This is a genomic window from Alloacidobacterium dinghuense (genome assembly GCF_014274465.1).
Classification (GTDB): domain Bacteria; phylum Acidobacteriota; class Terriglobia; order Terriglobales; family Acidobacteriaceae; genus Alloacidobacterium; species Alloacidobacterium dinghuense.
Genome location: NZ_CP060394.1, coordinates 4,996,594 through 5,023,491 on the forward strand (window position 1 = coordinate 4,996,594; position 26,898 = coordinate 5,023,491).

The following is a 26,898-nucleotide window of genomic DNA, read 5'->3' on the forward strand; positions in this document are numbered from 1 at the left end:
GAGTTTTCTTCTTTAGGGAAAACCTGCGCGAAATACCTACGGTTTACCTCTTCGCTTTACGTTCTGCCGAGAGGCCGGATGATGAAGTACGTGCATCAACCACCGAGGTTGAAGACCACGTTGACCTGCGTCTCCACCTCTACCGGATCGCCATTGAGCAGGTAGGGCTTATAACGCCAGGATCTCACTGCGTCCATGGCCGCCTGCTGGAGCATGGGAGGGCCACTGACTACGTGAAGATTTTCGATTGTGCCTGCCTTGGAAATCGTTGCCTGCAAGATAACGGTTCCCTGGATGCGGGCTGCTTTTGCGATGGCCGGGTACTGCGGCATCGTTTTTACGAGCAGGTTGCCCTGCATCACGCCCGACGACACTGCAATCTTCTTTGGCGCGGCAGCCTTCACAACCGGAGCCGGACCATTGCCGATGCCGCCAAGGACGCCGCCGAGCACGCCGCCAGCAGCGCCTCCGCCCATGCCTTCCATACCGGCAACGCCGGCGGCGCTGGGCGCGGCTTCTTCCTTGACCATCTTGATTTCTTTGGGAATCTTCGTCGGCGCTGTCAGCTGGTTGTTCAACATCTCAGAAACAACTTTGACATGCACAGGCGCTTGTGGCGGGGGTGGTGGCGGCGGCGGCGGCGGTGGCGGTGGAGCAACCAGCAGGGTTGCCATCGCCGCTTTGGGCAGCGCCTCCGGATAAATCAACGGGACCAGGATCATCGCTGCGAGAATCGAACCGTTCAGGACGAAACCGATAATGGTGAAGTACTTGCTTTTGGTCCTAATCCTACCGCCAGACTCCATTAAGGCATCTTCAAACATAGCCTACCTCTTCCAAGCAGAACTTGTTACCACCTATTGACACCAAGAGGGTGTTCTTTTGTTCCCGGTTGCCCGGCTTTTTTGGAGCGGGTAAGAAAAACATGGAAAAAAGCCGAGTGAAAAAGCTATATCACACTCGGCCCATCTCTGGAAACGCTACACCCGGGCTTTTTTGGCCGCGGGCAATACCGCCGCCCTGCCGCGTCCCTGCCGCCATTCCTGGTACGCAACCAGCATGGGCGCAGCAACGGCAATCGATGAGTACGTGCCAATCAAAATACCAATCACAAGCGCAAACGAAAACCCATGCAGCACTTCACCGCCGAACACGTAAAGGGAAAGCACGGTCAGGAACGTCAGGCCTGAGGTCAGGACCGTCCGGCTCAACGTCTGGTTGATGCTGCGATTCACGATATCGGCCAGCGGTTCGCGCCGCGTCAGCCGCAGGTTTTCGCGGATGCGGTCGAAGACGACAATCGTGTCGTTCATCGAGTAACCGACCAGCGTCAGGATCGCCGCGATGACTGTGAGCGAGATTTCTTTATTCGTCAGGCTGAAGGCGCCAACCGTGATCAGCGTGTCATGGAAGACCGCAACTACCGCGGCCACGCCATAGATCAGCTCGAAGCGGAACCAGAGGTACACCAGCATTCCAGCCAGTGAATACAGGGTCGCGAGCAACGCCTGCTTCTTCAGCTGCGCGCCCACCTGGGGCCCGACAATTTCGACATTACGAACAGCAAAGCCGGAAAGGTAGGCATCCTGCTTGAACTCGTTCAACACTGCGGGAGTGGTCACGCTCGACAGATTGTCGATCGAATCAATCAAACCGCTGCGCGTATTGCGGTACCCAACGATGGCTTCCGCTTGCTGGTTGTAATGCTGCTGCGCGGCATCCGTTGTTCCCAGATGCTCGGGATCCTTCTCCGCCAGCCAGCCTGCCAGCGTGCCCTGTCCAACGTTGTCGAGGTCGAGCTTGCCCTGATTCGCTGCGCCACCGCGTGCGTAGTTAGCCTCAAGCGTCTGCAGGATCGTCGCGCGACCCTGATCGAGAGAGGCCTCGTTCGCACTCTGCGCCAGCGAGATAATGACCTCGTTGGTCGTCGCCTGACCGCCGCCGGTAATGGTCTGGATGCGAACATCTTTGATTCCAGCCTTGTCTGCCGCCGCGCGAATATGGTCCACATTCGGCTGCTGGTCAAACCTCACACGTACGACCGTGCCGCCGCGAAAGTCAACGTCCTGCGGCAGCCCATGCCAGAAAAGCAGCGAGAGTATGCCCGCCACACTGAAGATCAGTGAAAAGCCGAGGAAGTACCACTTCTTCCCCAGCCAATCGATTTTTACGTCACGAAACAGTTCCACGGAATTCCGCCTGCTCCTAAATTTCTTTCCTACCAGAGGCAGGAGTCGTTAAATCGACAACGCCTCGCCGCGCTGCTTCTTGTTCAAATGCGAGTCAAAGATCACGCGCGACACAAATACTGCCGTAAACAGGTTCGCCAGCAAACCAAACGTCAGCGTCACCGCGAAACCGCGTACCGGTCCCGTTCCGAAGATAAACAGGATCGCCGCCGACACAATCGTTGTCACGTGCGTATCGATGATGGTTGTCCAGGCATGCCCAAAGCCCTGATCGACCGCTGCCGCGGGGGACTTGCCTGCGCGCAGCTCTTCACGGATGCGCTCAAAGATCAGCACGTTTGAGTCGACGCCCATACCGATCGTCAAAATCACGCCGGCAATCCCGGGCAGCGTCAGCACCGAGCCGGTAAAGCCCATGAATCCGAGCAGAATCACCAGGTTCAAGAAAAGAGCCAGATCGGCATTGATACCCGCGCCGCGGTAGTAGATGAGCATAAAGATCATCACCGCCAACATGCCCACAATCGAAGCCAGCACGCCCTGGCGAATCGAATCCGCGCCAAGCGACGGCCCGACCGTGCTCTCCTGCAGGTAATGAATCGAAGCAGGCAGAGCGCCGGTCCGCAGAAGCATCGAGAGATCCTTCGCCTGCTGCTCCTGGATGCCGCCACCGGAGATTGTTCCCTGATCGCGAATCTGGTCGTGGATCGTCGCCACTTCCTGAATTTTGTTATCGAGCACGATGCAAAGAGACTTTCCCTTGTTCGCGCCGGTGAACTCCGCAAAGTGATTGCCTGCCGCCGTCGTCAGGTAGAAGACCACTTCCGGCTCATTCGTGTTCTGGTTGCGGCTCGCCTGTGCATCGCGAATGTCTGTGCCAGCAACTTCAGCCGCGCGCTTGATCTGGTAGACCTGATTGCCGCTTCCCTGCGCAGATGCCCCCGGAGCAGTGTGCAAGAGAAGCGAATCATAGGGAACCGTTCCGCCCAGAGCCTGGAGCGCCGCCTGATCATCCGGCCACGGTCCACCCTGAACCTCGTGAATCTCAAGACGCGCCGTCGACTGAATCACGTCCTTCACGCGCCCGGGATCGTCCACGCCCGGCAACTCGACCAGGATCTGATCGCTGCCCAGGTTGTATTCCTGAATCACCGGCTCGCTTACACCCAGCGAGTCCACGCGCTGCCGGATCACCTCGATGGAGTGCTCCATGGTGTTCTTCTTGAGATCCGCAACCGCGCTCGGCTTCATCGTCAGCGTGAAGGTATTGTTCGCGCCCGATGAGATGTCGTACTGGTTGCCATAGCGCTGGTTCAGCACGCTACGGATATCGCCTGCGCGGTCAGCCGGAGCGCCGGAAATCAGAATCGTTTCCGGATGTGCCGTATCTGGTATCACGGAGCCAACCGTGATGCCGTTCTGCTGCAATTCGGTCTGGATATGCGCGGCGTCATTGGTGGTCGTGAAACTGACAGCCTCGTCCACCATCACCTGCAAAATCAGGTGCGTCCCGCCCTTGAGGTCCAGCCCGAGATTAATGCGCTTCAGCAACGCGTCTTTCAGCGCCGTTCCGCTCACACCTTTGGGAATGCCAAAGATGCCGAAGACGAAGACGATCAGCACCGCGAAAATCAGAATAGTTTTTTGAGTGAGGTTCTTACGCATGGGAATTCAAATCGTGAGCGGGCGCTACTTTCCGACCTCTTCAGTCGTCACGGAAGCGATGGCGCTCTTCACCACTTCCAGCTTGATGTTGTCCGGGGGGACACGCAACTGAATCGCATCCTCTTTCAGCGAGAGAATCGTCCCGCGGATGCCGCCCGTCGTCGTGACCTTGTCGCCGGGCTTCAGCTCATTGAGCATCTGCTGCCACTTCTTCTGCTTGTTCTGGTTCGGTCGAATCAGCAGCAGATAAAAAACCGCAATAATGACCACGAAGGGCAGAAAAGAGACCAGGCCTGGAGGAAGTGCGCCCGCTAGAAGCAGTGTTGCGTTCAACTTGCAATCCTTTTCCCTGCCTAGGCTTCGCGCCTCGCGCAAGGTACAAATAATAGTTTGTATCCGCGGAAGGGATTTGGACAGCGCCAACGCCTTTTAAGGCGGCTGCTATTTCCTTCAGGAACACAGTCCCCGTGTCCCGTTCAGCCTGGGGCGCACAACGATATTTCAGGCGCGTAAATGCAGGCCACAGATGCCGGGAAGGGTCCTAGCTTCCTAGCTTTTCAGCAGGGAGCGGCTTATGTCAAGGCTTGGAAGCGTACACAGCAACCTGGCCTACCGTTCATTCTTGAGGTAGATCATTCTATAAATCTCCCGATCACGACAAACATTCGGGTATTATCCGGTTCTGTGGGGGCATACGCTCAAGACGAAATTGACGACCTGATCTCGCGTCGCAAGACCTTTTCTGAGGCACCCCGAAGAGAACTCAAGATTGAGGGAGCTCACGCCCGCAATGACGCTAAATTGGTCGCAGAGAATGTGAGCGGCGAATTCCGAATGTTTATGAGGCGCAGCGAGGATTTTCCGGAGAATTTCTCAATCGGACTCGTATATCAGCCCACGGACGGTAGTGGGGAGATTACGTTGCTGAGATGCAACGGTAAGCATGGTGAGTATAGGGGCACTTTTGACCCCGACCATCCGCACTATGATTTTCATATTCACAAAGCCGATGCAGCAATTATGGCAACGGGGTGCAGACCAGAGAAGAACGCCGCAAAGACCTTAGAATACGCGTAATACGAGGAGGCGCTTCAATATTTCATTAAAATCATTAACTTGGACCCGGAAGAGGCAGGCAAACATTTTCCCTTTATACAAGCGAAGTTGCCGTTTTGAGCAAGGAGTTCGATGGACGCTTTAGAGACACTTAAATCGGAATTTAATGACCATGTTTCATTTCGAACGAAACGGCCGGGGATCGTTCAGGTCCTCGCTCCCTTATTTCACGAAGACGGCGACATGATAGATGTCTTCATCGATTTGCCGAGTTCTCCTAACTCCGAAATTCGGATCACCGATCATGGACTTACGCTCATGCGGTTGTCCTATGTGTATGACATAGACACGCCAACAAAGCGCAAAATTTTTAACCGCATCTTGTCAGAAAACGGTGTCAAGGAGGAACACGGGCGACTCTTTATTGAGAGCTCTCCAGAATACATTTACCCTGCGTTTATGCAATTTGCGCAAACAGTCGCAAAAGTCAGCAATATGCAGCTATTCAAGCGCGAAGTGGTGCAGAATCTTTTCTATGAGATGCTCGGCGATTTCGTTACCAGTACTCTCTATCGTTACCATCCACAGAAGGACTGCGTGCCAGATCCAAAAAGAGAGGAGCTTCAGGTGGACTGGAACTTTTCACTCAAGCCCCGCCCTATTTTCCTTTATGGGGTGAAGGATAGCGCCAAATCTAGGTTCGCCGCACTCGCGTGTCGCGAATTTCAGATCGTGAAACTCCCCTTCCGGAGCGTGATTGTCCACGAGGACTTTGAGAATGGTTTGAGCAAAAGAGATCAAGCACTAATCACCAATGCTGTAGATAAGCAATTCACTACGCTTGCCGATTTTCAGCAGAATGCTGAGGCTTATTTTGAACGCGAAGCTGAGGGGCAGATCGTCCAGTAATTCAACCCAGGAAAACCTGCGAGGGAGGGCCGCCTATTCAGCGATTTAGGAGTTTTCTTTACCTCTGGACTACCACGCTTTATCCAATGCTATCCTTCCGCGCATGACTGAATTCCCCGTAAATCCTCAGCGCCACGACCCCTACAAGAATTTCAAATTCCGCGTGAAGTGGGACGGCAAGTATGTCGCGGCCGTCTCCAAGTTCAGCGGCCTCAAGCGCACCACCGAAGTCGTGGAGCACCGCGAAGGTGGCGACCCCAGCACCAGCCGGAAGTCGCCAGGACTGACTCAGTTCGCGCCTATCGTGCTCGAACGTGGGTTGACCCAGGATCACGCCTTCGAGGAATGGGCCAACCTGGTGTGGAAGCTGGGCGCAGGGCTGGGCTCCGAAGTCGCCTTGAAGGAGTTCCGCAAGGATATCGTCATCGAACTCTACAACGAAGCCGGCCAACTCGTGTACGCCTTCAAGGTCTTCCGTTGCTGGCCATCGGAATACCAGGCGCTGCCGGACCTCGATGCCGACGCCAACGCCATCGCCATAGAGCATCTGAAGCTGGAGAACGAAGGCTGGGAGCGCGACTCGTCAGTTACAGAGCCAGTCGAACCATGACAAATCGAACATCTCCGCCATTTTCCATGAAGAGAATCGCCTGTTTCATCGCCCTGATCTCCATAACCGCCGTCGCTTCCGCCCAACTCTCACCGCAGTTCACAACAACCCTCGACGGCATGATGAACAAGAACGAATTCGCCTCGGCTCACTTCGGACCCGCACGCTGGCTGCATGACGGGGCCGAATACACGACCGTCGAGCCATCTAAGGATGTTCCCAAGTCGGATGCCAATCCGAGCGGCGGCGATGACATCGTCCAGTATGAGACGGCCACCGGCAAACGGTCCGTCCTCGTCTCGGCCAAGAAACTGATTCCCACATCAGCCGGCAAACCCCTCAGCATCGACGACTACACCTGGTCGAATGACAACCGCCTGCTGCTCATCTACACAAATTCCCAAAGAGTCTGGAGACAGAACACTCGGGGCGACTACTGGGTCCTCGATCTCGCCAGCGGCAAATTGAAGCAGCTGGGCGGCGGTGGTCCCGAATCCTCCATGATGTTCGCGAAATTCTCACCTGACTCCCGCAGCGTCGCCTTTGTGCGTGCCAACAACATCTATGTCCAGGACCTGGCAACCGATGCCGTCCACGCCCTTACCACAGATGGCTCGACAACCCTAATCAACGGAACCTCGGACTGGGTGAATGAAGAAGAGCTCGAAATTCGTGACGGTTTCCGCTGGAGTCCCGACAGCCAGTCCATCGCATTCTGGCAATTCGACACCACGCACGTCGGCGAATACACGCTGATCAATGACACCAAGGAGCGCTACCCGGTAACCACGAAATATCTCTACCCGCAGCCCGGAACTACCAACTCCGCCGTTCGCGCCGGCGTGGTTTCCGTCGAGGGCGGTCCTGCGCGCTGGATGCAACTCCCCGGCGACGCGCGCGAGCACTACATCGCGCGCATCGACTGGGCCAACTCCGATGAATTGATCATCGAATACCTGAACCGTCTCCAGAACACCAATCAGGTCTTTCTGGCGAACGCAAAGACCGGCGAGGCGCGTGTTTTCTTCACCGACGAAGACAAAGCCTGGGTCGATGTTGTCGATTCTTTTGATTGGATTGGAAAGGACAAAGGCCTCATCTGGCTCAGCGAGCGCGATGGCTGGAGGCACGCTTATGTTTTTTCTCGTGCAACCGGGCAGCCCCAACTCATCACCAATTTCACCGGCGACGTCATCTCTGAAAACACAGTCGACGACAAGAACGGCTGGCTCTACTTCGCTGCCTCCCCGGATAACGCCACCCAGTCTTACCTCTATCGTTCGCGCCTCGACGGCAGTGGAACACCCGAGCGAATCACTCCTTCGTCTCAGCCCGGATCGCACTTCTATGACCTCTCGCCCGATGGCCAGTGGGCTTTCCACCGCTACTCCACCTTCAATCACCCCTGGGTCACCGATCTTGTGCATCTGCCCGACCACAAAGTCGTTCGCGTGCTTCAGGCAAATGAGGATCTGACGCGCAAAGTGCAGGATCTCGTTTCCTCGCCGACAGAATTCTTCAAGGTTCCTGTCTCCGGTGGCGTGACACTCGATGGCTGGATGATTCGTCCACCCAACTTCGACCCCACAAAGAAATATCCAGTGCTGATCCAGGTCTATGGAGAACCCGCAAGCACAACGGTACGAGATTTATGGATGGGCCAAACGCGCCTCTACCACTCGTTGATTGCACGCGAAGGGTACATCGTTGTCAGCTTCGACAATCAGGGAACTCCCGCTCCCAAAGGCAGGGAATGGCGCAAGGTCGTATACGGCAGCGTCGGCGTGCTTTCGGCAGCGCAGCAGTCTGATGCCATCCGGGAGCTTGGCAAGGAACACAGCTATATCGACATGTCGCGCCTCGCTGTCTGGGGTTGGAGCGGCGGGGGATCGAACACCCTCAATCTCATGTTTCGCTCGCCCGGACTCTTCAAGGCAGGCATCGCCGTCGCTCCTGTCGCCGACGAAAGTCGCTACGACACCATCTATCAGGAGCGCTACATGGGCCTGCCGCAGCAGAACGTGAAGGGCTACCACGACGGCTCGCCCATCAACTTCGCCGAAGGACTCACCGGGCATTTGCTCGTCATTCACGGTTCAGGCGATGACAACGTGCACTTTCAGGGAACAGAGTTGCTGATCAACCGTCTCGTCGAGCTCGGCAAGCCCTTCGATTTCATGGACTACCCCAATCGCACCCACGGCATTTATGAAGGCAAGGGAACCTCATTCCACGTCTACAGTCTAATTGCCCGTTACCTCGCCGAGCATGTCCCGCCCGGCGGTGTCCCGCAGTAGGACACAAATTTCAGGGCCATCGCGGCCACGCACATGCCGACCCTGCGTCTATTCACGAGGTCTGTCCGTCTTCTATCTCCAAGTGAGCAAAAGCGCTCCGGCTTGCCGTTTTGATTCTCCGTACAGTTGAGGTAAGCGGAGCGCGGCTCACCCCATGTATTTCATTCCCATGTATTCTGGTTGCAATCTGTAACCCGGCAGTTCCCATATTCAATTCATCCTTGTAGACGAAAGGGTCTCGCGTGCCATCCTTTCCCCGCCTGATGTGTACCTGCCTTCTGCTCACCACCGCAGCAGCATCGCTGGCCCAGACGAGTTACGATCCGCGCCTCACCTTTGCGCCCGTAACGCTCCCCGACCCGGTCAACGCCTACCGCTCCAGCAACGGAGCGCCCGGACCCAGCTACTGGCAGAACGAGGCTAGCTACGAGCTCCACGCCAGCCTTGACACGCAGGCCAAGCAGCTGACCACCACCGAGACCATCACCTACACCAACAACAGTCCGGACACCCTCCCCAGCCTCTGGATTCAGCTCGAACAAAACATCTACCGCAAAGACTCGCGCGGTCAAATCCTCTTCGGCAGCTTCATGCGCCGTCGCCGAAACAACCCCACTCCCAGCGCCACACCCGAGAACATCAACACCGACGGCTACATCCTCGATTCCGTCGAGATCGAATCCGGCAAGCAGGCAACGAAAGCCGACTACATCGTCCCCAAATACATAATCGATGACACGCGCATGCAGATTCGTCTCGCGCAGCCGCTCAAGCCGCACGGCGACAAGCTCAAGATCCACATCCAGTATCACTACCAGATCCCCGGCGTATGGGGCGGGCGCACCTCGTGGGGCATGTCCAAGCAGGGCGAAATCTACGACATGGCGCAGTGGTATCCGCGCATGTGCGTCTATGATGACCTGCGCGGCTGGGACACGCTGCCCTACATCGGCAGCGAGTTCTATCTCGAATACGGCAACTTCGACTACTACGTCACCGTGCCCTCAAACATGATCGTCGCCGGCTCCGGCGAACTCATGAACCCGAAAGACGTCCTCACCAAAACCGAGATCGACCGCCTCGACCAGGCCCGCAACAGCGACAAGACCGTCTACATCCGCACCACGGCCGATGTCACCGACCCCGCGTCGCGCCCGAAGCAGGGCGGCACGCTCACCTGGCACTTCCACATGGATCACACCCGCGATGTTGCGTGGAGCGCCTCGCCTGTCTTCGTCTGGGACGCAGCGCGCATTAACCTCCCCGACGGCAAGAAGTCCTTAGCCATGAGCGTCTATCCGCCAGAGAGCGTCGGCCCCGAGGCCTGGGACAAATCAACTGAATATGTCAAAGACACAGTCGAGCACTTCTCGAAACAGTGGTATCCCTACCCGTGGCCCGCGGCTATCAACGTTGCCGGATTCTCCACTGGCATGGAATACCCCGGCATCGTCTTCGACGGCATCCCCGACCACGGCGACTTCCTGTTCTGGGTCACCGCTCATGAAATCGGCCACGACTGGTTCCCCATGATCGTCGGCTCGAACGAGCGTCGCCACGCCTTCATGGACGAGGGCTTCAACACCTTCATCGACATCGACGAGTCCGCCACCTACGCAGGCGGCAAGTTCGGCCCCAAGCGCGATTCCGAGTATTCGGCAGGCGGCGAGCCGCCGGACACGATTCTCAAAGTTCTTGACAACCCCGACGCTCCAACCCTCATGGCAACGGCTGACTCCTATGGCTTCGCTTTAGGCCATCCCGTCAGCTACTTCAAGGGAGCCTACGGCATGGTCCTGCTGCGCGAGCAGATCCTCGGCCCCGACCGTTTCGACTGGGCTTTCCGCAAGTACATCCATGACTGGGCCTACAAGCACCCCTCGCCATCTGACTTCTTCCGCGAGATGCAAAGCGAAGGCGGCGAAGACCTCGGCTGGTTCTGGCAGGGCTGGTATCTGAACAACTGGAAATACGACGTCGCCGTCGACAAGATAGAAGGCCCCGCCGTGACCCTCAGCAATCGCGGCCAACTCGTATTGCCCACCACTGTCGAAGTCACCTTCGCCGACGGCACGAAAACCCGCACAAAGCTGCCAGTCGAAACGTGGCTCTCAAAAGGAACCTACACCTGGACGCTTGAAAACAAGACACCCATCGTCTCAGTAGTGGTCGATCCCGATCACCAGCTACCCGACGACGACCGCAGCAACAATGTGAAGAAAGTGCAATAGATACAATGGCGGCGTTAGTGCACTACGGGCGCGCCGCTCTTCTTCGTCCGCCGGTTCATGCTGATTGCGCACTGCGCCACCCATACCAGCACCATGGCGATACCGGCAAGCAGCAGCGTCATCTCCGCCGACGGCGATCCTGGCGTCAGGTAGTCCACGATCTCATACAACACGAGCGTCAAGACGAGACTACTTCCCAGGAATATGGCCAACTTCTTCATCGCCTGCTCCAGATGATTCCGCCTAGCTGAATGATCTGCTAACTAAGATGACGGAAGAATACGCCCGAATGTCTCAGATGAGAAGGATTCCTGTTGAATCTCGAAAAAATTCGCCCATTGTTAATCACCGCCTCGCGATGGACAGGCAGGCCAGCCCTGCTATGGCCGCCCGTCATAAGAGTCGACATAGGGACGCAACTGCCCAAACACCACATCAAGCGGCGTAGCTTCACCCGCCTGCGCCTTCAACCGTGGATTGTTCGCAATTGGCACTAGAATCACCCGCGTTTCCTCCTGCCGGCCCACAAAGTACAGATTGAACGCCGGAATGCGCACGGCAAAGTCGCGCGGGCCGCTGCGGTACGCTGCCAGCCGCTTCACAATATCCGCATTGCCAAAGCTGGACGACTCATACCCCTGCCCTTTCTGCACAATCGTCACTCCCGTGCGAACGCTGCCCCCCACCATCACCGGATAAATCATCTCCGCGCTCGACGTCAGGAGGCTGTTCAGGTCTTCGCCCGCCTGATAGCTCTCCATCCTCTCCAGACTGAGATAAAAGACATCCATCGGCTGTCCCAGCTGTGCCTGCTTCACTTCGTCCATCGTCTGGAATCCGAGACCCTTGTAGTTCTGCTCGTTCACCAGCTTTTGCAGAACCCCGACAGCGGCCGCAGCCGCCTCTTGCGGCACTTGAGCCGCAGGCTTCACCGCGTTCTTTTGTTGCGAGCATCCGACCACCAGCAAAACGCAGAATGCTATGGCGCCCGACCGCACACTACGTCGCATGGCCGTAATACGCTCCCGTCTGGATATCGACGTACTGCGATCTCTACCCGCTCAAAGGAATTTGCTCGACCTTGTAGTGCAGGCGCAAAGTGCATCGTTTCAGAAGAACCATGAATCGTTTCAAGCGACTTTCCGTTTTACGGAAACTGCGAAAAAATTGCACGTGTCCCTGTTGTAAATCACGGCCAGACTTCGATTCCGCAGAATCAAAATCGGTCTATTCTAGTCAGCAATGTCTTTCATAAGGTCAGTGCGACGGCGGTTGCGCAGGAGGCGATGGAAGAAAAACCCCGTCTTCGCCAACGCGGACACCGGACTGCACGAGCGCACTGTAGCCTTCTGCGACGCTGGCACGCTCAGCATCCGCACCCGCCGCGCTGCTGCGCTCTTGGTCTATATCTGGAACCGCCCCACGGAGCGCGGCTTTACCACATCACTGTTGCGCTGGATCAGGCTCCTCGAGCATGACAAGGACCTGCGCGCCCGCTTCGATCTTTCCTGGCAGGCCATGCTCGCCGAGCTCGACTCCGTTCCGCTCTTTGCCGATACCGGCCTTCCCGCGCGTTACGCGCTTTTGCCCGAAGCCGTCCGCCGCATCTTTCAACGCCTCTTGCCCTCTGCACGCGAGGAATCCGATACGGCGCGTCTCTTCACCGCCGTTTTTTCCACTCCCACCGCCGTCGAGCGCTTCATCCAACTCGACGACCCCACCTTCGCCCGCCTCGCCCGCATCCTCTGGCCACGAAGTGGACTGAGCGCCGTCCCGCATGTCGCCGACGATATCCGCCAGTCGCTAAGCCTGCTCGCCACCCGCGTCGCCGGACGCGGTGTCACCGCCGCGGTGCGCCAGCGCGGCTCGACGCGCAACGTCGACGCCTCACCCTTCTACCAGTTCGTGTTCGTGACCCAGACCTTTCTTCAATCCACCGAACAATCAAGAGAAAACTCCGTCCCCCTGCGCATCTGGCTAGACGCCGTCCACGCCTGCCGCCGCGAAATGATCCAGGTGCGCCTGCACATGGAAGAGGCCGGCGTCAGCACCACCCTCGTCTTCGACCTCAGCAGCATGGATGCCTCGCTCGACCGCATGCAGCTGCTCGCGTCCACTATCGCCGGAGATTCGCTGCAGTCGATGCACCCCGTGCGGCAACTCCTCAACACCCTTGTCGCCGGGCGCCTCGAAGACACCCAACTCGGCCCGCTCATCCGCCAGAACCTCAACCTGCTCGCGCGTAAAACCGTCGAACGCACCGGCCACAGCGGCGAACACTACATCGCCCTGAGCCGACGCGAGTACTGGCAGATGTGGCTCGCTGCGCTCGGAGGCGGCCTGCTTACCGTCTTCACCGCGGCCCTCAAGTTAAAGGTCATGGAAGGCGAATTGCCGCTCTTCGTCCAGGGCTTTCTCATCGGAACCGATTACGCCATCAGTTTCGTTCTGCTTCAAATCTTCGGCCTCGCCCTCGCTACCAAACAGCCATCCATGACAGGAGCAGCCCTCGCCGGCATCGTGCGCGAAAACCGCGGCGTCTCCCGCTGGAGCAAGATCGCCGACATTGCCGCGCGCATCAGCCGTACGCAGCTTGCCGCCGCCCTGGGAAACGTCGTCGCCGTCTGTCTCGGAGCCATCGCCTTCGAACAGCTCTGGCACCGAATCTTTCTTCACTCCTACCTGCCCACCGCCATGGCAAAGCGCGTCTATGAAACCTTGCACCCCTTCACCTCAGGCACAGGTATCGATGCGGCCATCACCGGCGTCATCCTATGGGCCGCTGGCGTCATAGGCGGATGGTGTGAGAACTTTGCCGTCTACAACCGCATCCCCGCCGCCATCGCGCAGCATCCGCTTGGACAGAAAATCGGCGCGCGCCGCATGCAGCGCCTCGCCAACTGGTTTGAGAACAACATCGCCGCCTGGAGCACCAGCATCGTGCTCGGCTACATGCTCGGCTTCTTTCCAGAGATCGCTCACTTCTTCGGTCTGCCGCTCGACGTCCGCCACGTAACTCTGAACACCGGCATGCTGGCACTTTCCGCAGCCCGCTACGGCGTGGCTTCTTTCGGACATAACTGGTTCTACTTCGCCGTCGCCGGAATTGGCTTGACCTTCGTCCTCAACCTCGGAGTAAGCTTCGCCATCGCCTCCGTGACCGCTCTGCAGGCCTACAACGTCCGCCACGACGAGCGCGTAAAGATACTCAAATACCTGGCAAGGCAAGTCCTTCGCCACCCGTTGCGTTTTATCTTGCCGTTAGAAAAGGACCAGCCACCTGTCGTAACGTCCGCGACGGAACCGGTGAAAAGCGAAACCTAGTCAGAGTTCTTAGGAGGGTTCTCGATGAAGATGCTCAACGTGACGCCAATGCCGACAGCCTCCGTGATGCTTCATCCCCTTCGCCGGCCTCGGCAACCAAGACGACTAGAGCTATGCGACAGGCGTGGGCTGCTCCTGCCCGACCTGCCGTTGAATATTGTTGTTGCGGCGAAAGCGGCTGTCTGAATCGTAGGCCGCCTTGACAGCGCGTAGACGAGCATGACATCCATGCAGCCTCCGGGTCGCGCGAATGGTATCACGACCTTGGCGGGGACTTCGTAAATATCTCAGCGAAAGCTAAGGACAGCCAGCTCAGGCGGCCACGCCACCACTTTGCGCCGGATGGGGCAGCTTGTGCTGGCCAGCCTTTCCTAGCGCAGCCCGCAAACTGAAAGCAGCCAGCACCAGCGCGAGGATCAGGTTGATCAGCGCTCTGAAGTCCAGCATATTTTCGATCAGCCGCCCAAAGGCCACAGCCACAACCACCCACGCCAGGCATCCGGCAAAACTCACCCACGCCAGCGCGCGATCCGCCGGCCTGCCCACGCGCAGCAGATTCAATCCAGCCAGCAGCCATCCGGCCAGCGTAGCGCATTCAGACCACAATAAAAGTTCCGGGCTGTGGCCATAGGCCTTGAGACATCCAAGGCCATGGCCGATTCCGCCCAGAAACAGGAGCCATCCGCAGATGCGATCGACCGTCTTCATAGATCCTCCCCCGGAGCCCCCATCGACAGGTCTTCGTCGATGGGGTGGCCCGCATGCTCGTTGGCAAACTTCCCAAACAGCTCGACAATCGTGCCCCAGCCTCCAGGCGAATCCACCTGACCGCGCATCGTGGCCCAGCCATCGCCATGCCGCTCCAGATTGCGATGCTCCAGTTCCACCAGCGTCGAAGCGCCTGACTGAGCAATGAACCGCACTTCCACCTCGCTCGCCTTCGCCGGATCAGGATCATATCCCCAGTCCGGCTGCAGATGCCACGACATCACCACTTTCGCGGGCGGGTCCCAGGCGAGCACGCGTCCCCACTCGCATTCCGAGCCATCGGTCGCGCGTTCATACCAGCGCCCGCCCACCTTGCCTTCGAGAACCGACGTCTCGTAGGGCTGCTTGCCGATGTGGTGTGTCGATGGCCACCACCCGCCAAAGAACTCCGTGAAGATCTTGAACGCCCGCTCGCGCGGAGCATTCACCACGACACTTTTCAAAACAGGTGCCAAGGTTTCAGACTGCATGTGGTTCCTCCCATCGCTCGGCAGCCTCTTTGAAAGCCAGCAGAGCGTTATCCCAAAGTTGATCAAGCTCTCGCCGAAAACGGGCGATTCCCTGCGGATCGACAGCATAAATACGGCGCGTACCCACCTTCTGGTCCCTCACCAGCCCGGCCTGCTTCAGCACCCGCAGGTGCTGCGACACAGCCGGACGGCTAACGGGAAACCGCTCTGCCAACTCGCCCACAGCCTGCGGCCTGTCTACAAGGGCGCTGAAGATGGCAAACCTCGTCGCATCCCCCAACGCCTCACATCCAGATTGAAGGTAAGCATTCACTTACCGTAAGTAGGTGCTTACGGATTAACGAAAGTCAAGAGAAATTCGCCTTCATCGCGTAAGATCTGCGGCGGACGAATGTAAGCGTTTGAATTAATGGAGATTACCGTAAGGCCTGCATATCGCTTCCACTTTATGAAAATTCGCCGAAAATACTCGCTCGCTTTAAATGAGCGCGCCTATAATCGCGCTCGCTTGAGATACCTCTTCACCTTTGTCTCAAGCATCGGGAGGAAAGGTTTATGCAAGTTGCGCGCAGTCTTCTGACTGGCCTCATCCTTCTGGGATCTGCAAGTGTCGTTCAAGCGCAGTCGCTAACTGCTGGGCCATCGAAGCTTGTGGCACCGGACTCTCAGAAATCAGATGCAGGCAAAAAGTCTCGGCCGAACATCCTGTTCATCATCATGGATGATGTCGGAATCGATCAGATGAGCATCTTCGGGTATGGAGGTGGCACGCCTCCACTTACGCCAAACATCGATTCGGTTGCACGCGCTGGTGTGCGCTTCCGTAACGTCTGGTCGATGCCCGAGTGCTCGCCCAGTCGCGCAATCTTCTTTGAGGGGCGCTATCCGCTTAGGACAAACGTCAACTCTGCCATCCTCAGTGATGATCTGGCGAACTCCCAGGTCTCTCCTTTTGAGGTCACGACGCCGAAAATTTTGAGGAAGGCTGGCTACCAGAACGCCCTCTTCGGCAAATTTCACCTTGCCGGCCCCGACAACAATCCTTTCGGGCGGTCGACTCCTCATGTTCTTGGCTGGGATTATTTCGATGGATTCCTCGAGGGAGCGCCACACCCGATCGATACATCGATAGGGGGCCAGTTTACTGATACATCCCATCCTACTCCTCCCATGTCCAACGCTTTCTGGTACACGTGCGGGTTTATTCCCAATCGACTGGAGTCTCCGCTTCATGGAGCGGATACGGGAGCCTGCCGATTTGCAGACTCGACCTGCAAAGTGATCTCCAAAGATGCCGCCCATCCCACGCCCGGATTCAGTTGTCTGCAGAATGGCGGCATCTTCGTTCCCAAGGAGACCTGTAAGTCCTCCGCAGACCTGGATCTCAACTTCGACCTGCTCAATGCGTATTACGTATGGAACCGCGTGATCAACGAGCCGGACGGTACCGTTATCCCTGCGGACGAGAATGCTCCTCCAGCACGAGGCTATGTCTCGGATCAGACCAACCAGTCGGCTGTGAATTGGATTCGCAAGCAAAATGCGGATGGACAAACCTGGATGGCAACGGTGGCGTATGCAAACGACCACACCCCATATCAACAACCTCCCCGCAGTCTTCTTCCCGTCGCTAGTCCGGATTCCGCTGGCTTCTCATGTACCGGCAATACCGTCGCAAATGAGGCTGCCACCCGGATCATCAGCAACCAGATGATCGAGGCCATGGACAACAAGATTGGCAGTCTCCTGGTACAGGCCGGTCTGGCTACCATGGACAGTTCAGGAAGGCTGCAGTATGACCCGGCACAAACTAACACCATGGTGATCATCATCGGTGATAACGGCACCTTTGCACCGGGAGTGAAATTTCCCTTCGACCCCAGTCGCGCCAAGGGGTACGTATATCAGACGGGTGTGTGGGTCCCCCTCATCGTGGCTGGACCACTGGTTGCTTCTCCGGGACGCGAAGTAACGAGCATGGTGAATATCGCCGATCTGTTTCAGCTCTTCGGTGAATTTGCTGGAGTCGACGTGCACAAGGTAGTTCCGAAGTCGCACATCCTGGATTCCCAATCCATGCTGCCCTACCTGACGAACGTCAACCAGCCCAGTATTCGCCAAACGAATTTCACGCAGACCTCCGGCAACATCCACCAAAACGACGTGGCGCCTCCGCCGTGTGTCCTTCCAATCACCATGCCGCCTACCTGCGTTCAGCTTTTCAACAGCGGGCCACTGTGCAATTTCGAGGGAGGAGACTGGTACGGGCCGACCAATCCCAAGAATGGTGTTTCTTACGACAGCTGCTGTGATGTTCAGCGAGCAGGTATCTATACAGATAGCCAGGGCAATCCCGTAACACTGACCCAGTTTCCTGTCGATCAGGAAGCAACGCGGAATGACCGATACAAGCTGGTAAAAAAGACGGTGACGATGTGTGGGACCTCCAAGGGTACAGATAAAGAGGTGCCGCAGACTGAGCTATATCAGATCAACGAGAAAGCGCCTGCTCCTGAGATAGACAAGGACGGTGACAGTCTCTGCGGAGAAAATTGCCCCGACGGATTGAAAGGAAAAAACCTCGCTAACTTCAATGCACTGAATGCCTCGATGACAGCGACGTTGATGTCCGAACCACCGTGTCCTGGCGACGGCAACGAAGACAAGAAGGTGAACGGCAAGGACATTGTTGATTGGGCCTTCTTCAGCCAGAACAATGGCTTATCGAGTTGGTACGACTTCAATCACGACGGATTCACAAATGGTGACGATCTGAAGATGTTCATCCTGCCCAATCTCGGAACGAACTGTTTGAAGAAGAACAAGTAGTCTCAGGTAGGCAATGGACTCGACCTTGAGCCCAGAATCTGGAGTCCCTGTTGGTTCGAACCAATTCGAGCGTTTGGAGATTTCGCGTGAAGCCGGAAATGCCCACTGTGACAACTGGGCCGTGTGGGCTGGCTATTGTCTGAAATTCTGAAGTCTCGAGTCGCGCCAACAAGACTTATCGCTCACTGCCTGGGGTAATGGCGTCGGATGGACGGAGGCGAGCCTCATGTCCGTCACCGTCTTCGACCGTGACGACGACTTTCCCGCGAGCATGCCCTTTTTCGGCATACCGGAAAGCTCCTGCGGTGTCACTCAGCCTATAGCGCTTGTCGATGACCGCCTTTATCTTTCCAGTCGCCATCAGGTCGCTCAGAACGGTCAGATCCTCTGAGTTAACCTTCGCGATGAAGAAGCACATCTTCCGGCCAGGGAACAGGGACAACACGAGCGCTCCGATCGTACGAGCGAGAAGAGCGGTCACCGAAGCGTCACTCGGCGCTCCGATAAGAACAAGTCTTCCCGTGCGATTCAGAATCCGCCTGCATGCAAACAACGAATGGTTCCCAACGCAATCGAGAAGAACGTCATAGCGCTGCTTGCCGGTTGTGAAATCCTCCCGGGTGTAATCAATCACCCGATCCGCACCGATCGATCGGACCATATCCACATTCCCGGCACCACACACGCCAGTCACATTTGCGCCTAACACCTTGGCGATTTGCACCGCGAAAGTGCCCACGCCTCCTGCCGCGCCGTTGACCAACACACTCTGCCCCGGCTGAATTCGCCCCTTGTCGCGAAGGCCCTGCAAGGCAGTCAATGCCGCCACCGGTACAGACGCTGCTTGCTCAAACGTCACGTTGTCTGGCTTCTTGACCAGCACCGATTTCATGCCCAGTACCGACGCGGAAATCGCATACTCGGCAAAGGCTCCGCGGCATGTGCCGAACACCGCATCGCCCGGTTTGAACTGCGTTCCTTTCCTGCCGATGGCTTCAACCACGCCGGCCACGTCAACGCCGGGCCGCTTGACCTTTGGTTTGCCCAGCCCGAGCAGCACGCGAACAGGAAAAGGCCCGCCTTTCATGAGCTTCCAGTCAAGCGGATTCACGGAAGCCGCTCGCACTCTTATTAAGACCTCGTTGTCTCCGGGGATGGGCTTTTCGATTTCTTCACATCTGAGAACATCGGGGGAACCATAGTCGCGGTAAACAATCGCTTTCATGGATACACGCTTTCAAGACGACTTAAGCATATTCGTCCTATAACGGTTGCGGCGAAAGGCTGCTTTCGATTTGCTGATTTGGGTCAAAATTTTGCGCTGCATCGTTGCTCCCACAGTGGGAACACTATACTATCAAAAGAGTGAGAGTGATAGCGCGCAGCACTCTGAATGCCTTCGTGAAAAACAGGGTTGTGCGCAAGCATCAGAAAGCGGTCAAAGCGCACCTTGATGCCTGGTATGCCGAGGCCGCAGCCGCCACATGGAAAAGTTCCGCGGAACTGAAAAAGCAATACCGCTCGGCCAGTATTGTTTCAGCGAAGCGGGTTGTTTTCAATATTAAGGGAAATGAATACAGGCTCGTCGTCGCCATCAACTATTTCTACCAGGTGCTGCTGATTGTCTGGCTCGGAACACACAAGGAATATGACCAGATCGACGTGGAGAAAGTGAAATATGAGAAGCGCAGGTACACCGATTCGCCCGATTCGAACTGAAGATGACCATGAGAAGGCCGTGGTCCGCATTCAGGAACTCATCAACGCTGATGCGGATACGCCCGAGGGTGACGAGCTAGATATCCTCGCAACGCTGGTCGACGCGTATGAGGCGAAGCACCATGCGATTGATGCGCCCGATCCTATCGCTGCGATCGAATTCCGCATGGAGCAGGAGGGATGGACCCGCAAAGACCTCGAGCCCCTGATCGGCAGCCGTGCGCGTGTATCGGAAATCCTGAATCGCAAACGGAGCCTCACACTAAAAATGATTCGTCGCGTGAAATTCGGTCTTGGTATCTCAGCCGATCTCTTGATCGCTCCTGTGCAGCATAAAGTTAACGCCCGGAAAGCGGTGCATTCCTCCAAATCTTCAAGGACCAGAAAAGTTCGATAATCTAGCTCTATGCCAGAAACTATCGGATTCGTAGGACTCGGAATCATGGGCTCCGGGATGGTGAAGAACCTCACCGCCAAAGGCCACGCCGTCCGCGTTTGGAACCGCACCGAAAGCAAAGCGGCAGAACTCGCACAATCCCTGAAGATCGATCACGCAAGAACCATCAAAGACCTCGCCGCATCCTCATCCATCCTGATGCTCTGCGTCACCAATACCAGCGATGTCGAACAAGTCGTGAACGAAGCCGCCTCCACGTTGAAGAAAGGCAGCCTCGTCATCGACTCGAGCACCATCAGCCCGAAGGCCACCGAAGAGTTCGCCGCCAAACTCCGCGAGCAAGGCATCGGTTTCGTCGACGCCCCAGTCTCCGGCGGCAGTGAAGGCGCGGCGCAAGGCACCCTCGCCATCATGGCCGGAGGATCGGAAGAAGACTTCCACCGCGCCCGCCCCATCCTTGAAGCCATCGGCACGCGCATTACGCACATGGGGCCGGCAGGCAAAGGCCAGGTCACCAAGCTTCTGAATCAGATTCTCGTCGTCGTCAACATGCTCGCCGTCAGCGAAGCCCTGATGTTCGGCGAGGCCGCGCAGCTCGATCTGAAAAAAGCCGTCACCGCCGTCGAAGCCGGGGCAGGTGGCAGCTGGATGCTCTCGAAACGCGCTCCCCAGGTTCTCGACAACTATTGGAAGCCGGGCTTCACCATCGACCTGCAGCAGAAAGACGTAGACCTCGTCCTCGAATACGCCGGTGAACTTGGCGTCCCGCTCATCGCCACCGGCATGATCCGCCAGCTCTACGCGCGCTTACAGAAAGAAGGCAAAGGTCACCTCGGCAATCACGCATTGATTCAGGCCTTGGAACCGCTAATGCCTGCGGTAAACAAATAGCGCGGCATCGTCTGAAGCTCGCCTTCCTCAAGCCGGGGAAGGCGATGCCTTACGCTCATCGTGGATGTACTTGATGAGCAACACGTCATTCCCTTTTTCTCCGTAGAACATCTCATCGACCAGGTTCTTGGCCACCAGAATCCCATATCCGCCCGGCCGCATCCCCTCTTCCGAGCGGTGTTTCAGATGGCGCATAGGATCATCCGGTGGATTGTTCATGGCGGTATCGAGGTTGTCCTTTAAAGAGAACCCTTCGCCCGGATCTTTAATGCGGATCAGCACTACGTGACGCGCGCGGAGGAAGGCAATCTCGATACGCCGCTCTGGATTGAACTTCCCGCCATGCTCCATCGCATTCAGCAGCATTTCTCTGCACGCCGTCGCCACCTTCTCTTCGTCGTCTCGGGGCAAAAGCAGAAATTCGCGAACGAACTGATGCAGCCGGTTGGCCGTCGATACATCACAGCGCAGCGAAAGGCGTATCCACGCATCCGTCCCGGACAGGACTTCAATCGCCTCGTCCCAGGCTGGGCTCTCCATCGCAAGTTGCAGCACTTCTTCCATAGCTGGCGCAGAAAGCGGCTTGGTGAAGTAGCTGAAAGCTTGCGCACGCATCGCCGCGATCACATCCGCGGGCGTACTTGTCTCCGCAACGATGATCACGCGAGCATGCGGCCGCACCCGCCGTATCTTCCGAAGCAGTTCAACATCATCGCGGGCCGAGCTGGCCTGGTCGGTGATCACAAGATCGAAAGCGGTCTTCTCTATCAGCGCAAGCGCGTCCTTGTTATCTTCGGCGCACTCCAGCTTCCACGTAGACAGAACTTCCGCCACCGCATTCAAGACGGGTGAGTCTGCACACGCTATCACCAGCACCGTTTTCTGTAACCGCGGAGTATCGTCGCTCATGAGAATCGTATGACCATGATAGTCCGATCAGGCTTCAAGTCGGTGAACCTGCTTTCCGAGGACGTGGAGCGCTGTCTTCATTCGTGAAGGAGCCTATTCCTCGGTATTGACCAGCCGCGATTCGTTAAGGTCCAGCTCACGTTCGATCCTGCGCAGGACGGTATCGTTAATGCGCCCTTCATTGCGCAGCCGGATCGCCGTCTCGCGCTCCACGCGCAACGCCTCCAGCGACAAAGAAAGATGCAGCTCGTGGTCCGAAATCTCTTTCGCGCTTGCATCTGCATTCAGACTCGTAAGCCGGTGTCGGTAGTGATTGGCCAGGTCATCATAAATCTCGGCTGACTTCTTGGTGTCGCGCGCCTTCGCGCCTTCCAGATGCGACACGGCAGCCTGCGTAACGATACGCCGCGCTTCCAGCTCCTCGCAGTCCGGCCCAGCGTTGCCCGCCAATCCCAGAGAACGAATCAGAGGCGGCAGCGTAAGCCCTTGCAGCACCAGCGTCGCGAAAATGACGCAGAACGTCAGCACGACAATCATGTCTCTATGAGGAAACGGCGAGCCGTCCGCCAACACAGTAGGAAGAGCCAGCGCAGCCGCCAGCGAAACCACGCCGCGCATCCCCGTCCATCCGACAACGAAAATGTGCCGCACCCCCGGTGGGCTCTCCTTGAAATTCCGTACCCGCGTGCGGATGATATAAGACAGCCTTGCCCCCGGATACACCCACACAAGCCGCAAAAGGATGAGCAGCGCGCTGAAGATCCCACCATACGCAAATATCGTCCCCCGGCCATATTCGTGAATCGACGCGCGAACGGCTGGAAACTGAAGTCCGATCAGAACAAAGACCAGCCCATTCAGAATGAACGTCAGCGAATCCCACACCGCCCACGTCCCCAGGCGCACCGTTGGCGAGAACAAACGTGCGCTGCAACGTGAAAGATACAATCCGCAGCTCACCACGGCCAGCACACCCGAGGCGTGAGCCGCCTGCGCAGCCAGGTACGCTACATAAGGAACAAGAATGCTGAGCGCCACTTCAATCGGGCCGTCGTCGATCCGTCGCTCGAAGCGGGCAACAATCCAGGCAATGATCAAGCCAATCGCGATGCCGCCCGCCGTGAGCCACAAAAGCGTCAGCAGCCCCCCGGCAACCGTGGGATAACGCTGCTCTACCAGGATCCCCGTAGCAAATTCCAGCGCCAGCAATCCCGTCGCGTCGTTGACCAGGCTCTCGCCTTCGAGAATATCGACGATCCGTCCCGGTAGCCCGATCCTTCGCGCAATCGAGGTCGCCGCAATCGCATCCGTCGGCGCGACAATCGCGCCCAGCACCAGTCCAAGCCGCCAGTCGAATCCCGGAAAGACCTTCGGCGCCGCCAGCGCGACGCCGACAACAGTAAACGCCACCAGCCCGATGGCCAGAAACGAAATGCTCACAATGTTGTAGCGAAAGTCGCGCCACGATGTCTGCCATGCCGACGAGTAGAGCAGCGGCGGCAACACCACCAGAAAAATCAGGTCAGGTTCAAGCTTGATGTCGGGAATCGCCGGAAAGAAACTGAGCAGCAACCCGCCGATCACCATGATGATCGGATATGGCGTCCCCACCTTGCGGGCGAACACCCCAAACACCACGATGAAAAACAGCAGCAGGAGAAAGACGAATTCGACCGCCCCGATTCCGCTCATCTAAAGCGATTCCAACACGTCAAATGGAGAAATGCCATCGTATAGGCTTTGGTTGGGTGAAGCCGAGTCTGCTATGACGCTGCTTCAACGCGTTGCCGCAATACTGGGTCTCACCACAATTCTCGTGCTGCAGGTTTCTTGCAGCAGCACGACTCCTGCCTACAGCATGCAGGCTACCACGCAGCCGTCCCAACCAATGGAAGATCCTTTGGAAATTGAAAGCAAAAAAGCTGGCGGGTCCGCACTCGATCGATTGCGGCAGTGTCGGCGTTCGATGTCCGCAAACGCCGAACCGTATTAAGCGTTACTCGTTCCGCAACGCCTCCATCGGCTCCACGCTCGCCGCCCGTTGCGACGGAACAACTGCAGCAATCAGCGCCGCCAGTCCAAGAAGCAGTGTCGCCGAAATCAGAATCAGAGGATTCCATGGCTTCACGTAAAAAAGCTGGCTCGCCATCGCATGCCCGGCTCCAATCGCCGCAGGAATTCCGATGGCCAACCCGATGCCAACCTGCAGAAACGCGCCACGCATCACCATCTTCACGACAGACAAACGATCCGCGCCCAGCGCCATGCGAATTCCGATCTCATTCGTGCGCTGCTCAACGCCATACGCAGTCACACCGTACAAGCCGACAGCGGCAAGCACCAGCGCCAGCCCGCCGAAGAGCGAAGTCAGCTTCGCAATCAGCCCCTGCTGCGCAAAGTCCACACTCAGCGCTTCGTCATAGCTCTTCAAGTCATTGATGCTCAGATTCGGATTGATCTCAGCCAGCGCGCGCCGCACCTGCGTCTCCAGCCCCGGAGGATTTCCCGGCGCCCACAGCACGATGTTGCCCAGAGAATGCGAACGCATCTCGCCGTTGATAGCCGCAGACGTGTCCCATCGAATGGTCTGCGCTTCCGGCTTGAAAAACAAAGGCTCGATCGGATTCAGCATGTCCCACGGCACGTAGCGCGCATCCGCCGCAACCCCGACAACCTCATAATCCCCGGCATGCTTCATCTCCATCTCGCCAAAGTGTTGGCCAAGGGGGTTCTCTCCTTTAAAGAACTTCTTCGCGAATGCTTCGTTGATGACCGCGACATGCCGCGAAGAAGCCGTGTCTTCCTCCGTGATCGGCCGCCCCATGATGATCCGGTTTCCGATCGTGTCGAAGAAGCCGGGCATCATGCGCACACTATTCGCCACATAGTTATCACTTTTGTGCGGCTCGGCCTTGCCTTCAATCCGTATCGAGGCGTTCCAGTTGTCCCCGCTCATCGGCGCCCACTGTACAAGACCGACGCTGCGCACTCCGGGAATCCGCTGCAATCGATCTTTCATGCGCTCAAAAAGATTCTCCAGTTCGTTCTCCTGATAGCCGGCCTCCATCGGATCGATCCACGCAATGTAGCGGTCCTTTGTTTCAAAGCCAAAGTTCCCATCCTTCATATTGCGCAGGCTGTGCGTCAGCATTGCCGCTGCGCTCACCAGCACTACAGAAAGCGCAGCCTGCGTCACCACCAGTGCCTTTTGTGGCAGCGAGGTCGCGCCGGCGACCGAACGGTTCGCGCCCCGCATAGCATCCAGCGGCTCTGCATGCGAGCTCACCCACGCCGGCGCGACGCCGAAGCAGACTCCCGTCACCAGCGACACGCCCAGCGCAAACAACAGCACGGGCAACGAAGGCGATGCTTCGATCGGCACATGAACAGCCGTGTTGGTGACGACGAGCCGCAGCATCATGCTCGTTCCCGCATAGGCAATCACCAGCCCCGTTGCCCCACCAAGAATGCCGAGCAGCATGCTTTCCACCAGCGCCTTCCGTACCATCCGCATGCGCGACGCGCCCAGCGCCAGCCGCACCGAGGTCTGCTGCCTGTTGGCCATGCCGCGCGCCAGCAGCAGGTTCGCCAGATTGGCGCAGGCAATCAGCAGCACACAACCCGCCGCAATCATGAGCAGCACCAGGCTGTCATGATATTGCTGCCGCATCGCCGTCACGCCGGCGCCTCCGGCCGTAAGGTGCAGCACTTGCTTCGGCAGAAATTCCTTCTCCTGCGGGTTCATATCGGCCAGATGGCTCATCTGCCATTCACGCAGTTCCAGCCTCAACTGCGCTTCCAGCCCCTTAGGATCCGTACCCTGGCGCACCCTGCCGATAATGTCCAGCCAATTCAGATTTGGTTCTTTCAGCAAGGAGCTTATTCCTTTGAGGTAAGGCTCTTTGCTCAGCGGCATCCAGAAATCCGGAACACCGTAGGTATTCAATTCAGCGCCGAAGAAGCCCGGCGGAGCGATACCGACAACAGTGAACGGCTTGCTGTTGATCTCGAAGGTTGCGCCAATGACGGAAGGATCGCTGCCGTATTTCGTCTGCCATGCGTGATAGGTCATCATCGCAACCGGCGGCGCGCCTTCGCGGTCATCGCTATCCGTCAAAACCCGGCCAGCCCAGGCGCCAATGCCAAAGGTGCGAAAGTAGTTCCCGGAGACAAATTGCCCCATCCCGGCTTCCGCCGGCTGCTGGGTGCCTGCGCGTCGTACGCCCATCGACGAAGCGCCTTCCTGCATGGCAGCCAGATCGGCAAAGGCTGGCGTGTGGTCCCGGAAATGCTTATAAAGCTCGTAGTTGAAGAGCGAGAACTCTTCCCACTGCGTAAACCCGCCCCACATGCAGCAGTGGACTTTATCGCCGATGCGGTAAAGTTCCTCCGGTTTCGTCACCGGCAGCGACTTCAGTAGAACCTGATGTACCAGCGTAAAAATCGCCGTAGTCGCCCCAATTCCCAGCGCCAGCGTCAGCACCGCCGTCAGCGTAAATCCCGGAGACTGCCGCAACTGCCGCAACGCGAATCTCAAGTCCGTCAGCATGAATCAAAGCTCCTGTCGATAAACCACCCGCAGAGCAATCTCATGCATTCTGTAAGCCACAAACACATATTGGAAGAGTTGATGT

At 57.3% G+C, this 26,898-nt stretch carries 24 protein-coding genes; 10 read left to right on the forward strand and 14 right to left on the reverse strand.

The annotated features are described in order from the left end of the window. Positions 1–95: 95 nt before the first annotated feature. The 4 genes from H7849_RS20815 to yajC form a co-directional block, all read right to left on the reverse strand. Complete coding sequence (locus H7849_RS20815) at positions 96–824, reverse strand: energy transducer TonB (RefSeq protein WP_186742158.1); 729 nt, start codon at positions 822–824, stop codon at positions 96–98. A 156-nt stretch (positions 825–980) separates the two neighbouring features. Next, positions 981–2,189, reverse strand: coding sequence for a protein translocase subunit SecF (secF, locus tag H7849_RS20820; RefSeq protein ID WP_186742160.1), 1,209 nt, complete (start codon positions 2,187–2,189; stop codon positions 981–983). Between the two features lie 48 nt (positions 2,190–2,237). Then, positions 2,238–3,854 carry a protein translocase subunit SecD gene (secD, locus tag H7849_RS20825; protein ID WP_186742161.1) on the reverse strand — a complete coding sequence of 539 codons (1,617 nt, stop codon included), beginning with the start codon at positions 3,852–3,854 and terminating at the stop codon, positions 2,238–2,240. Positions 3,855–3,878: 24 nt separating this feature from the next. Continuing rightward, positions 3,879–4,187: a preprotein translocase subunit YajC gene (gene yajC, locus H7849_RS20830; RefSeq protein ID WP_186742163.1), complete on the reverse strand. Its 309-nt coding sequence runs from the start codon at positions 4,185–4,187 to the stop codon at positions 3,879–3,881. Between the two features lie 180 nt (positions 4,188–4,367). Here yajC and H7849_RS20835 point away from each other — a divergent pair, with 180 nt between their 5' ends. The 5 genes from H7849_RS20835 (at position 4,368) to H7849_RS20855 (ending at position 10,957) form a co-directional block, all read left to right on the forward strand. Then, entirely contained in the window at positions 4,368–4,931 is a 564-nt protein-coding gene (locus H7849_RS20835; RefSeq protein ID WP_186742165.1) for a hypothetical protein, read from the forward strand. A 111-nt stretch (positions 4,932–5,042) separates the two neighbouring features. After that, positions 5,043–5,819 (forward strand): DUF1828 domain-containing protein, encoded by a 777-nt coding sequence (locus H7849_RS20840; protein WP_186742166.1) that lies wholly within the window; start codon positions 5,043–5,045, stop codon positions 5,817–5,819. A 103-nt stretch (positions 5,820–5,922) separates the two neighbouring features. Then, positions 5,923–6,429, forward strand: a complete 507-nt coding sequence (locus H7849_RS20845) for a phage tail protein (protein WP_186742168.1) — start codon at positions 5,923–5,925, stop codon at positions 6,427–6,429. Further along, on the forward strand, positions 6,426–8,726 hold the full coding sequence (locus H7849_RS20850; protein WP_186742170.1) for a S9 family peptidase: 2,301 nt from the start codon (positions 6,426–6,428) through the stop codon (positions 8,724–8,726). Before H7849_RS20845 ends, H7849_RS20850 begins: the two co-directional genes overlap by 4 nt. Positions 8,727–8,968: 242 nt before the next feature. Beyond that, the gene (locus H7849_RS20855; protein WP_251106384.1) at positions 8,969–10,957 is read left to right on the forward strand and encodes a M1 family metallopeptidase; all 1,989 of its coding nucleotides are present in this window, start codon (positions 8,969–8,971) and stop codon (positions 10,955–10,957) included. Between the two features lie 14 nt (positions 10,958–10,971). On the opposite strand, the gene H7849_RS20860 is transcribed toward H7849_RS20855, so the two are convergent. Together H7849_RS20860 and H7849_RS20865 are read right to left on the reverse strand one after the other, a co-directional pair. Continuing rightward, a complete protein-coding gene (locus H7849_RS20860) occupies positions 10,972–11,178 on the reverse strand; it encodes a hypothetical protein (protein ID WP_186742172.1) in 207 nt (68 codons plus the stop codon). Between the two features lie 159 nt (positions 11,179–11,337). Next, entirely contained in the window at positions 11,338–11,967 is a 630-nt protein-coding gene (locus H7849_RS20865) for a hypothetical protein (protein WP_186742174.1), read from the reverse strand. Between the two features lie 250 nt (positions 11,968–12,217). Here H7849_RS20865 and H7849_RS20870 point away from each other — a divergent pair, with 250 nt between their 5' ends. Then, positions 12,218–14,281, forward strand: coding sequence for a hypothetical protein (locus H7849_RS20870; RefSeq protein WP_186742176.1), 2,064 nt, complete (start codon positions 12,218–12,220; stop codon positions 14,279–14,281). A 111-nt stretch (positions 14,282–14,392) separates the two neighbouring features. Here H7849_RS20870 and H7849_RS27615 read toward each other — a convergent pair whose 3' ends face one another. The 4 genes from H7849_RS27615 to H7849_RS20890 are packed head-to-tail and all read right to left on the reverse strand — an operon-like array spanning position 14,393 to position 15,799. Next, positions 14,393–14,572, reverse strand: a complete 180-nt coding sequence (locus H7849_RS27615) for a BBE domain-containing protein (protein WP_186747706.1) — start codon at positions 14,570–14,572, stop codon at positions 14,393–14,395. 21 nt (positions 14,573–14,593) lie between these two features. After that, positions 14,594–14,989 carry a hypothetical protein gene (locus tag H7849_RS20880; RefSeq protein WP_186742178.1) on the reverse strand — a complete coding sequence of 132 codons (396 nt, stop codon included), beginning with the start codon at positions 14,987–14,989 and terminating at the stop codon, positions 14,594–14,596. Then, the gene (locus H7849_RS20885) at positions 14,986–15,519 is read right to left on the reverse strand and encodes an SRPBCC family protein (RefSeq protein WP_186742187.1); all 534 of its coding nucleotides are present in this window, start codon (positions 15,517–15,519) and stop codon (positions 14,986–14,988) included. Before H7849_RS20885 ends, H7849_RS20880 begins: the two co-directional genes overlap by 4 nt. Then, complete coding sequence (locus H7849_RS20890) at positions 15,509–15,799, reverse strand: ArsR/SmtB family transcription factor (RefSeq protein WP_186742189.1); 291 nt, start codon at positions 15,797–15,799, stop codon at positions 15,509–15,511. The genes H7849_RS20885 and H7849_RS20890 overlap by 11 nt, the downstream gene beginning before the upstream one ends. Before the next feature lie 275 nt (positions 15,800–16,074). Between H7849_RS20890 and H7849_RS20895 the strand changes: the two genes are divergently transcribed. After that, positions 16,075–18,348 carry a sulfatase-like hydrolase/transferase gene (locus H7849_RS20895; protein ID WP_186742191.1) on the forward strand — a complete coding sequence of 758 codons (2,274 nt, stop codon included), beginning with the start codon at positions 16,075–16,077 and terminating at the stop codon, positions 18,346–18,348. 175 nt (positions 18,349–18,523) lie between these two features. On the opposite strand, the gene H7849_RS20900 is transcribed toward H7849_RS20895, so the two are convergent. After that, positions 18,524–19,573 (reverse strand): NAD(P)-dependent alcohol dehydrogenase, encoded by a 1,050-nt coding sequence (locus H7849_RS20900; protein WP_186742193.1) that lies wholly within the window; start codon positions 19,571–19,573, stop codon positions 18,524–18,526. Positions 19,574–19,749: 176 nt separating this feature from the next. Here H7849_RS20900 and H7849_RS20905 point away from each other — a divergent pair, with 176 nt between their 5' ends. The 3 genes from H7849_RS20905 to H7849_RS20915 are packed head-to-tail and all read left to right on the forward strand — an operon-like array spanning position 19,750 to position 21,355. Beyond that, positions 19,750–20,067 carry a type II toxin-antitoxin system HigB family toxin gene (locus tag H7849_RS20905; RefSeq protein ID WP_222439698.1) on the forward strand — a complete coding sequence of 106 codons (318 nt, stop codon included), beginning with the start codon at positions 19,750–19,752 and terminating at the stop codon, positions 20,065–20,067. After that, positions 20,027–20,464: a helix-turn-helix domain-containing protein gene (locus H7849_RS20910; protein WP_186742197.1), complete on the forward strand. Its 438-nt coding sequence runs from the start codon at positions 20,027–20,029 to the stop codon at positions 20,462–20,464. Before H7849_RS20905 ends, H7849_RS20910 begins: the two co-directional genes overlap by 41 nt. A 9-nt stretch (positions 20,465–20,473) precedes the next feature. Further along, on the forward strand, positions 20,474–21,355 hold the full coding sequence (locus tag H7849_RS20915; RefSeq protein WP_186742199.1) for an NAD(P)-dependent oxidoreductase: 882 nt from the start codon (positions 20,474–20,476) through the stop codon (positions 21,353–21,355). A 27-nt stretch (positions 21,356–21,382) separates the two neighbouring features. Here H7849_RS20915 and H7849_RS20920 read toward each other — a convergent pair whose 3' ends face one another. From H7849_RS20920 to H7849_RS20930, 3 genes are all read right to left on the reverse strand, one after another. After that, entirely contained in the window at positions 21,383–22,264 is an 882-nt protein-coding gene (locus tag H7849_RS20920; RefSeq protein WP_186742201.1) for an ATP-binding response regulator, read from the reverse strand. A 93-nt stretch (positions 22,265–22,357) separates the two neighbouring features. Beyond that, positions 22,358–23,956 (reverse strand): Na+/H+ antiporter, encoded by a 1,599-nt coding sequence (locus H7849_RS20925; RefSeq protein ID WP_186742203.1) that lies wholly within the window; start codon positions 23,954–23,956, stop codon positions 22,358–22,360. A gap of 304 nt (positions 23,957–24,260) precedes the next feature. After that, positions 24,261–26,813 (reverse strand): ABC transporter permease, encoded by a 2,553-nt coding sequence (locus tag H7849_RS20930; protein ID WP_186742205.1) that lies wholly within the window; start codon positions 26,811–26,813, stop codon positions 24,261–24,263. Between the last annotated feature and the right edge of the window lie 85 nt (positions 26,814–26,898).

Bases quoted from the DNA above. Each gene is read 5' to 3' on its own strand.
- H7849_RS20860 (WP_186742172.1), bottom strand. From the start codon at position 11,178: ATGAAGAAGTTGGCCATATTCCTGGGAAGTAGTCTCGTCTTGACGCTC.
- H7849_RS20845 (WP_186742168.1), top strand. From the start codon at position 5,923: ATGACTGAATTCCCCGTAAATCCTCAGCGCCACGACCCCTACAAGAAT.
- H7849_RS20815 (WP_186742158.1), bottom strand. From the start codon at position 824: ATGTTTGAAGATGCCTTAATGGAGTCTGGCGGTAGGATTAGGACCAAA.
- H7849_RS20900 (WP_186742193.1), bottom strand. From the start codon at position 19,573: ATGAAAGCGATTGTTTACCGCGACTATGGTTCCCCCGATGTTCTCAGA.
- H7849_RS20885 (WP_186742187.1), bottom strand. From the start codon at position 15,519: ATGCAGTCTGAAACCTTGGCACCTGTTTTGAAAAGTGTCGTGGTGAAT.
- secD (WP_186742161.1), bottom strand. From the start codon at position 3,854: ATGCGTAAGAACCTCACTCAAAAAACTATTCTGATTTTCGCGGTGCTG.
- H7849_RS20930 (WP_186742205.1), bottom strand. From the start codon at position 26,813: ATGCTGACGGACTTGAGATTCGCGTTGCGGCAGTTGCGGCAGTCTCCG.
- H7849_RS20915 (WP_186742199.1), top strand. From the start codon at position 20,474: ATGCCAGAAACTATCGGATTCGTAGGACTCGGAATCATGGGCTCCGGG.
- H7849_RS20840 (WP_186742166.1), top strand. From the start codon at position 5,043: ATGGACGCTTTAGAGACACTTAAATCGGAATTTAATGACCATGTTTCA.
- H7849_RS20910 (WP_186742197.1), top strand. From the start codon at position 20,027: ATGAGAAGCGCAGGTACACCGATTCGCCCGATTCGAACTGAAGATGAC.
- H7849_RS20880 (WP_186742178.1), bottom strand. From the start codon at position 14,989: ATGAAGACGGTCGATCGCATCTGCGGATGGCTCCTGTTTCTGGGCGGA.
- H7849_RS20835 (WP_186742165.1), top strand. From the start codon at position 4,368: ATGCAGGCCACAGATGCCGGGAAGGGTCCTAGCTTCCTAGCTTTTCAG.
- H7849_RS20925 (WP_186742203.1), bottom strand. From the start codon at position 23,956: ATGAGCGGAATCGGGGCGGTCGAATTCGTCTTTCTCCTGCTGCTGTTT.
- H7849_RS20865 (WP_186742174.1), bottom strand. From the start codon at position 11,967: ATGCGACGTAGTGTGCGGTCGGGCGCCATAGCATTCTGCGTTTTGCTG.
- H7849_RS20895 (WP_186742191.1), top strand. From the start codon at position 16,075: ATGCAAGTTGCGCGCAGTCTTCTGACTGGCCTCATCCTTCTGGGATCT.
- H7849_RS20850 (WP_186742170.1), top strand. From the start codon at position 6,426: ATGACAAATCGAACATCTCCGCCATTTTCCATGAAGAGAATCGCCTGT.
- H7849_RS20920 (WP_186742201.1), bottom strand. From the start codon at position 22,264: ATGAGCGACGATACTCCGCGGTTACAGAAAACGGTGCTGGTGATAGCG.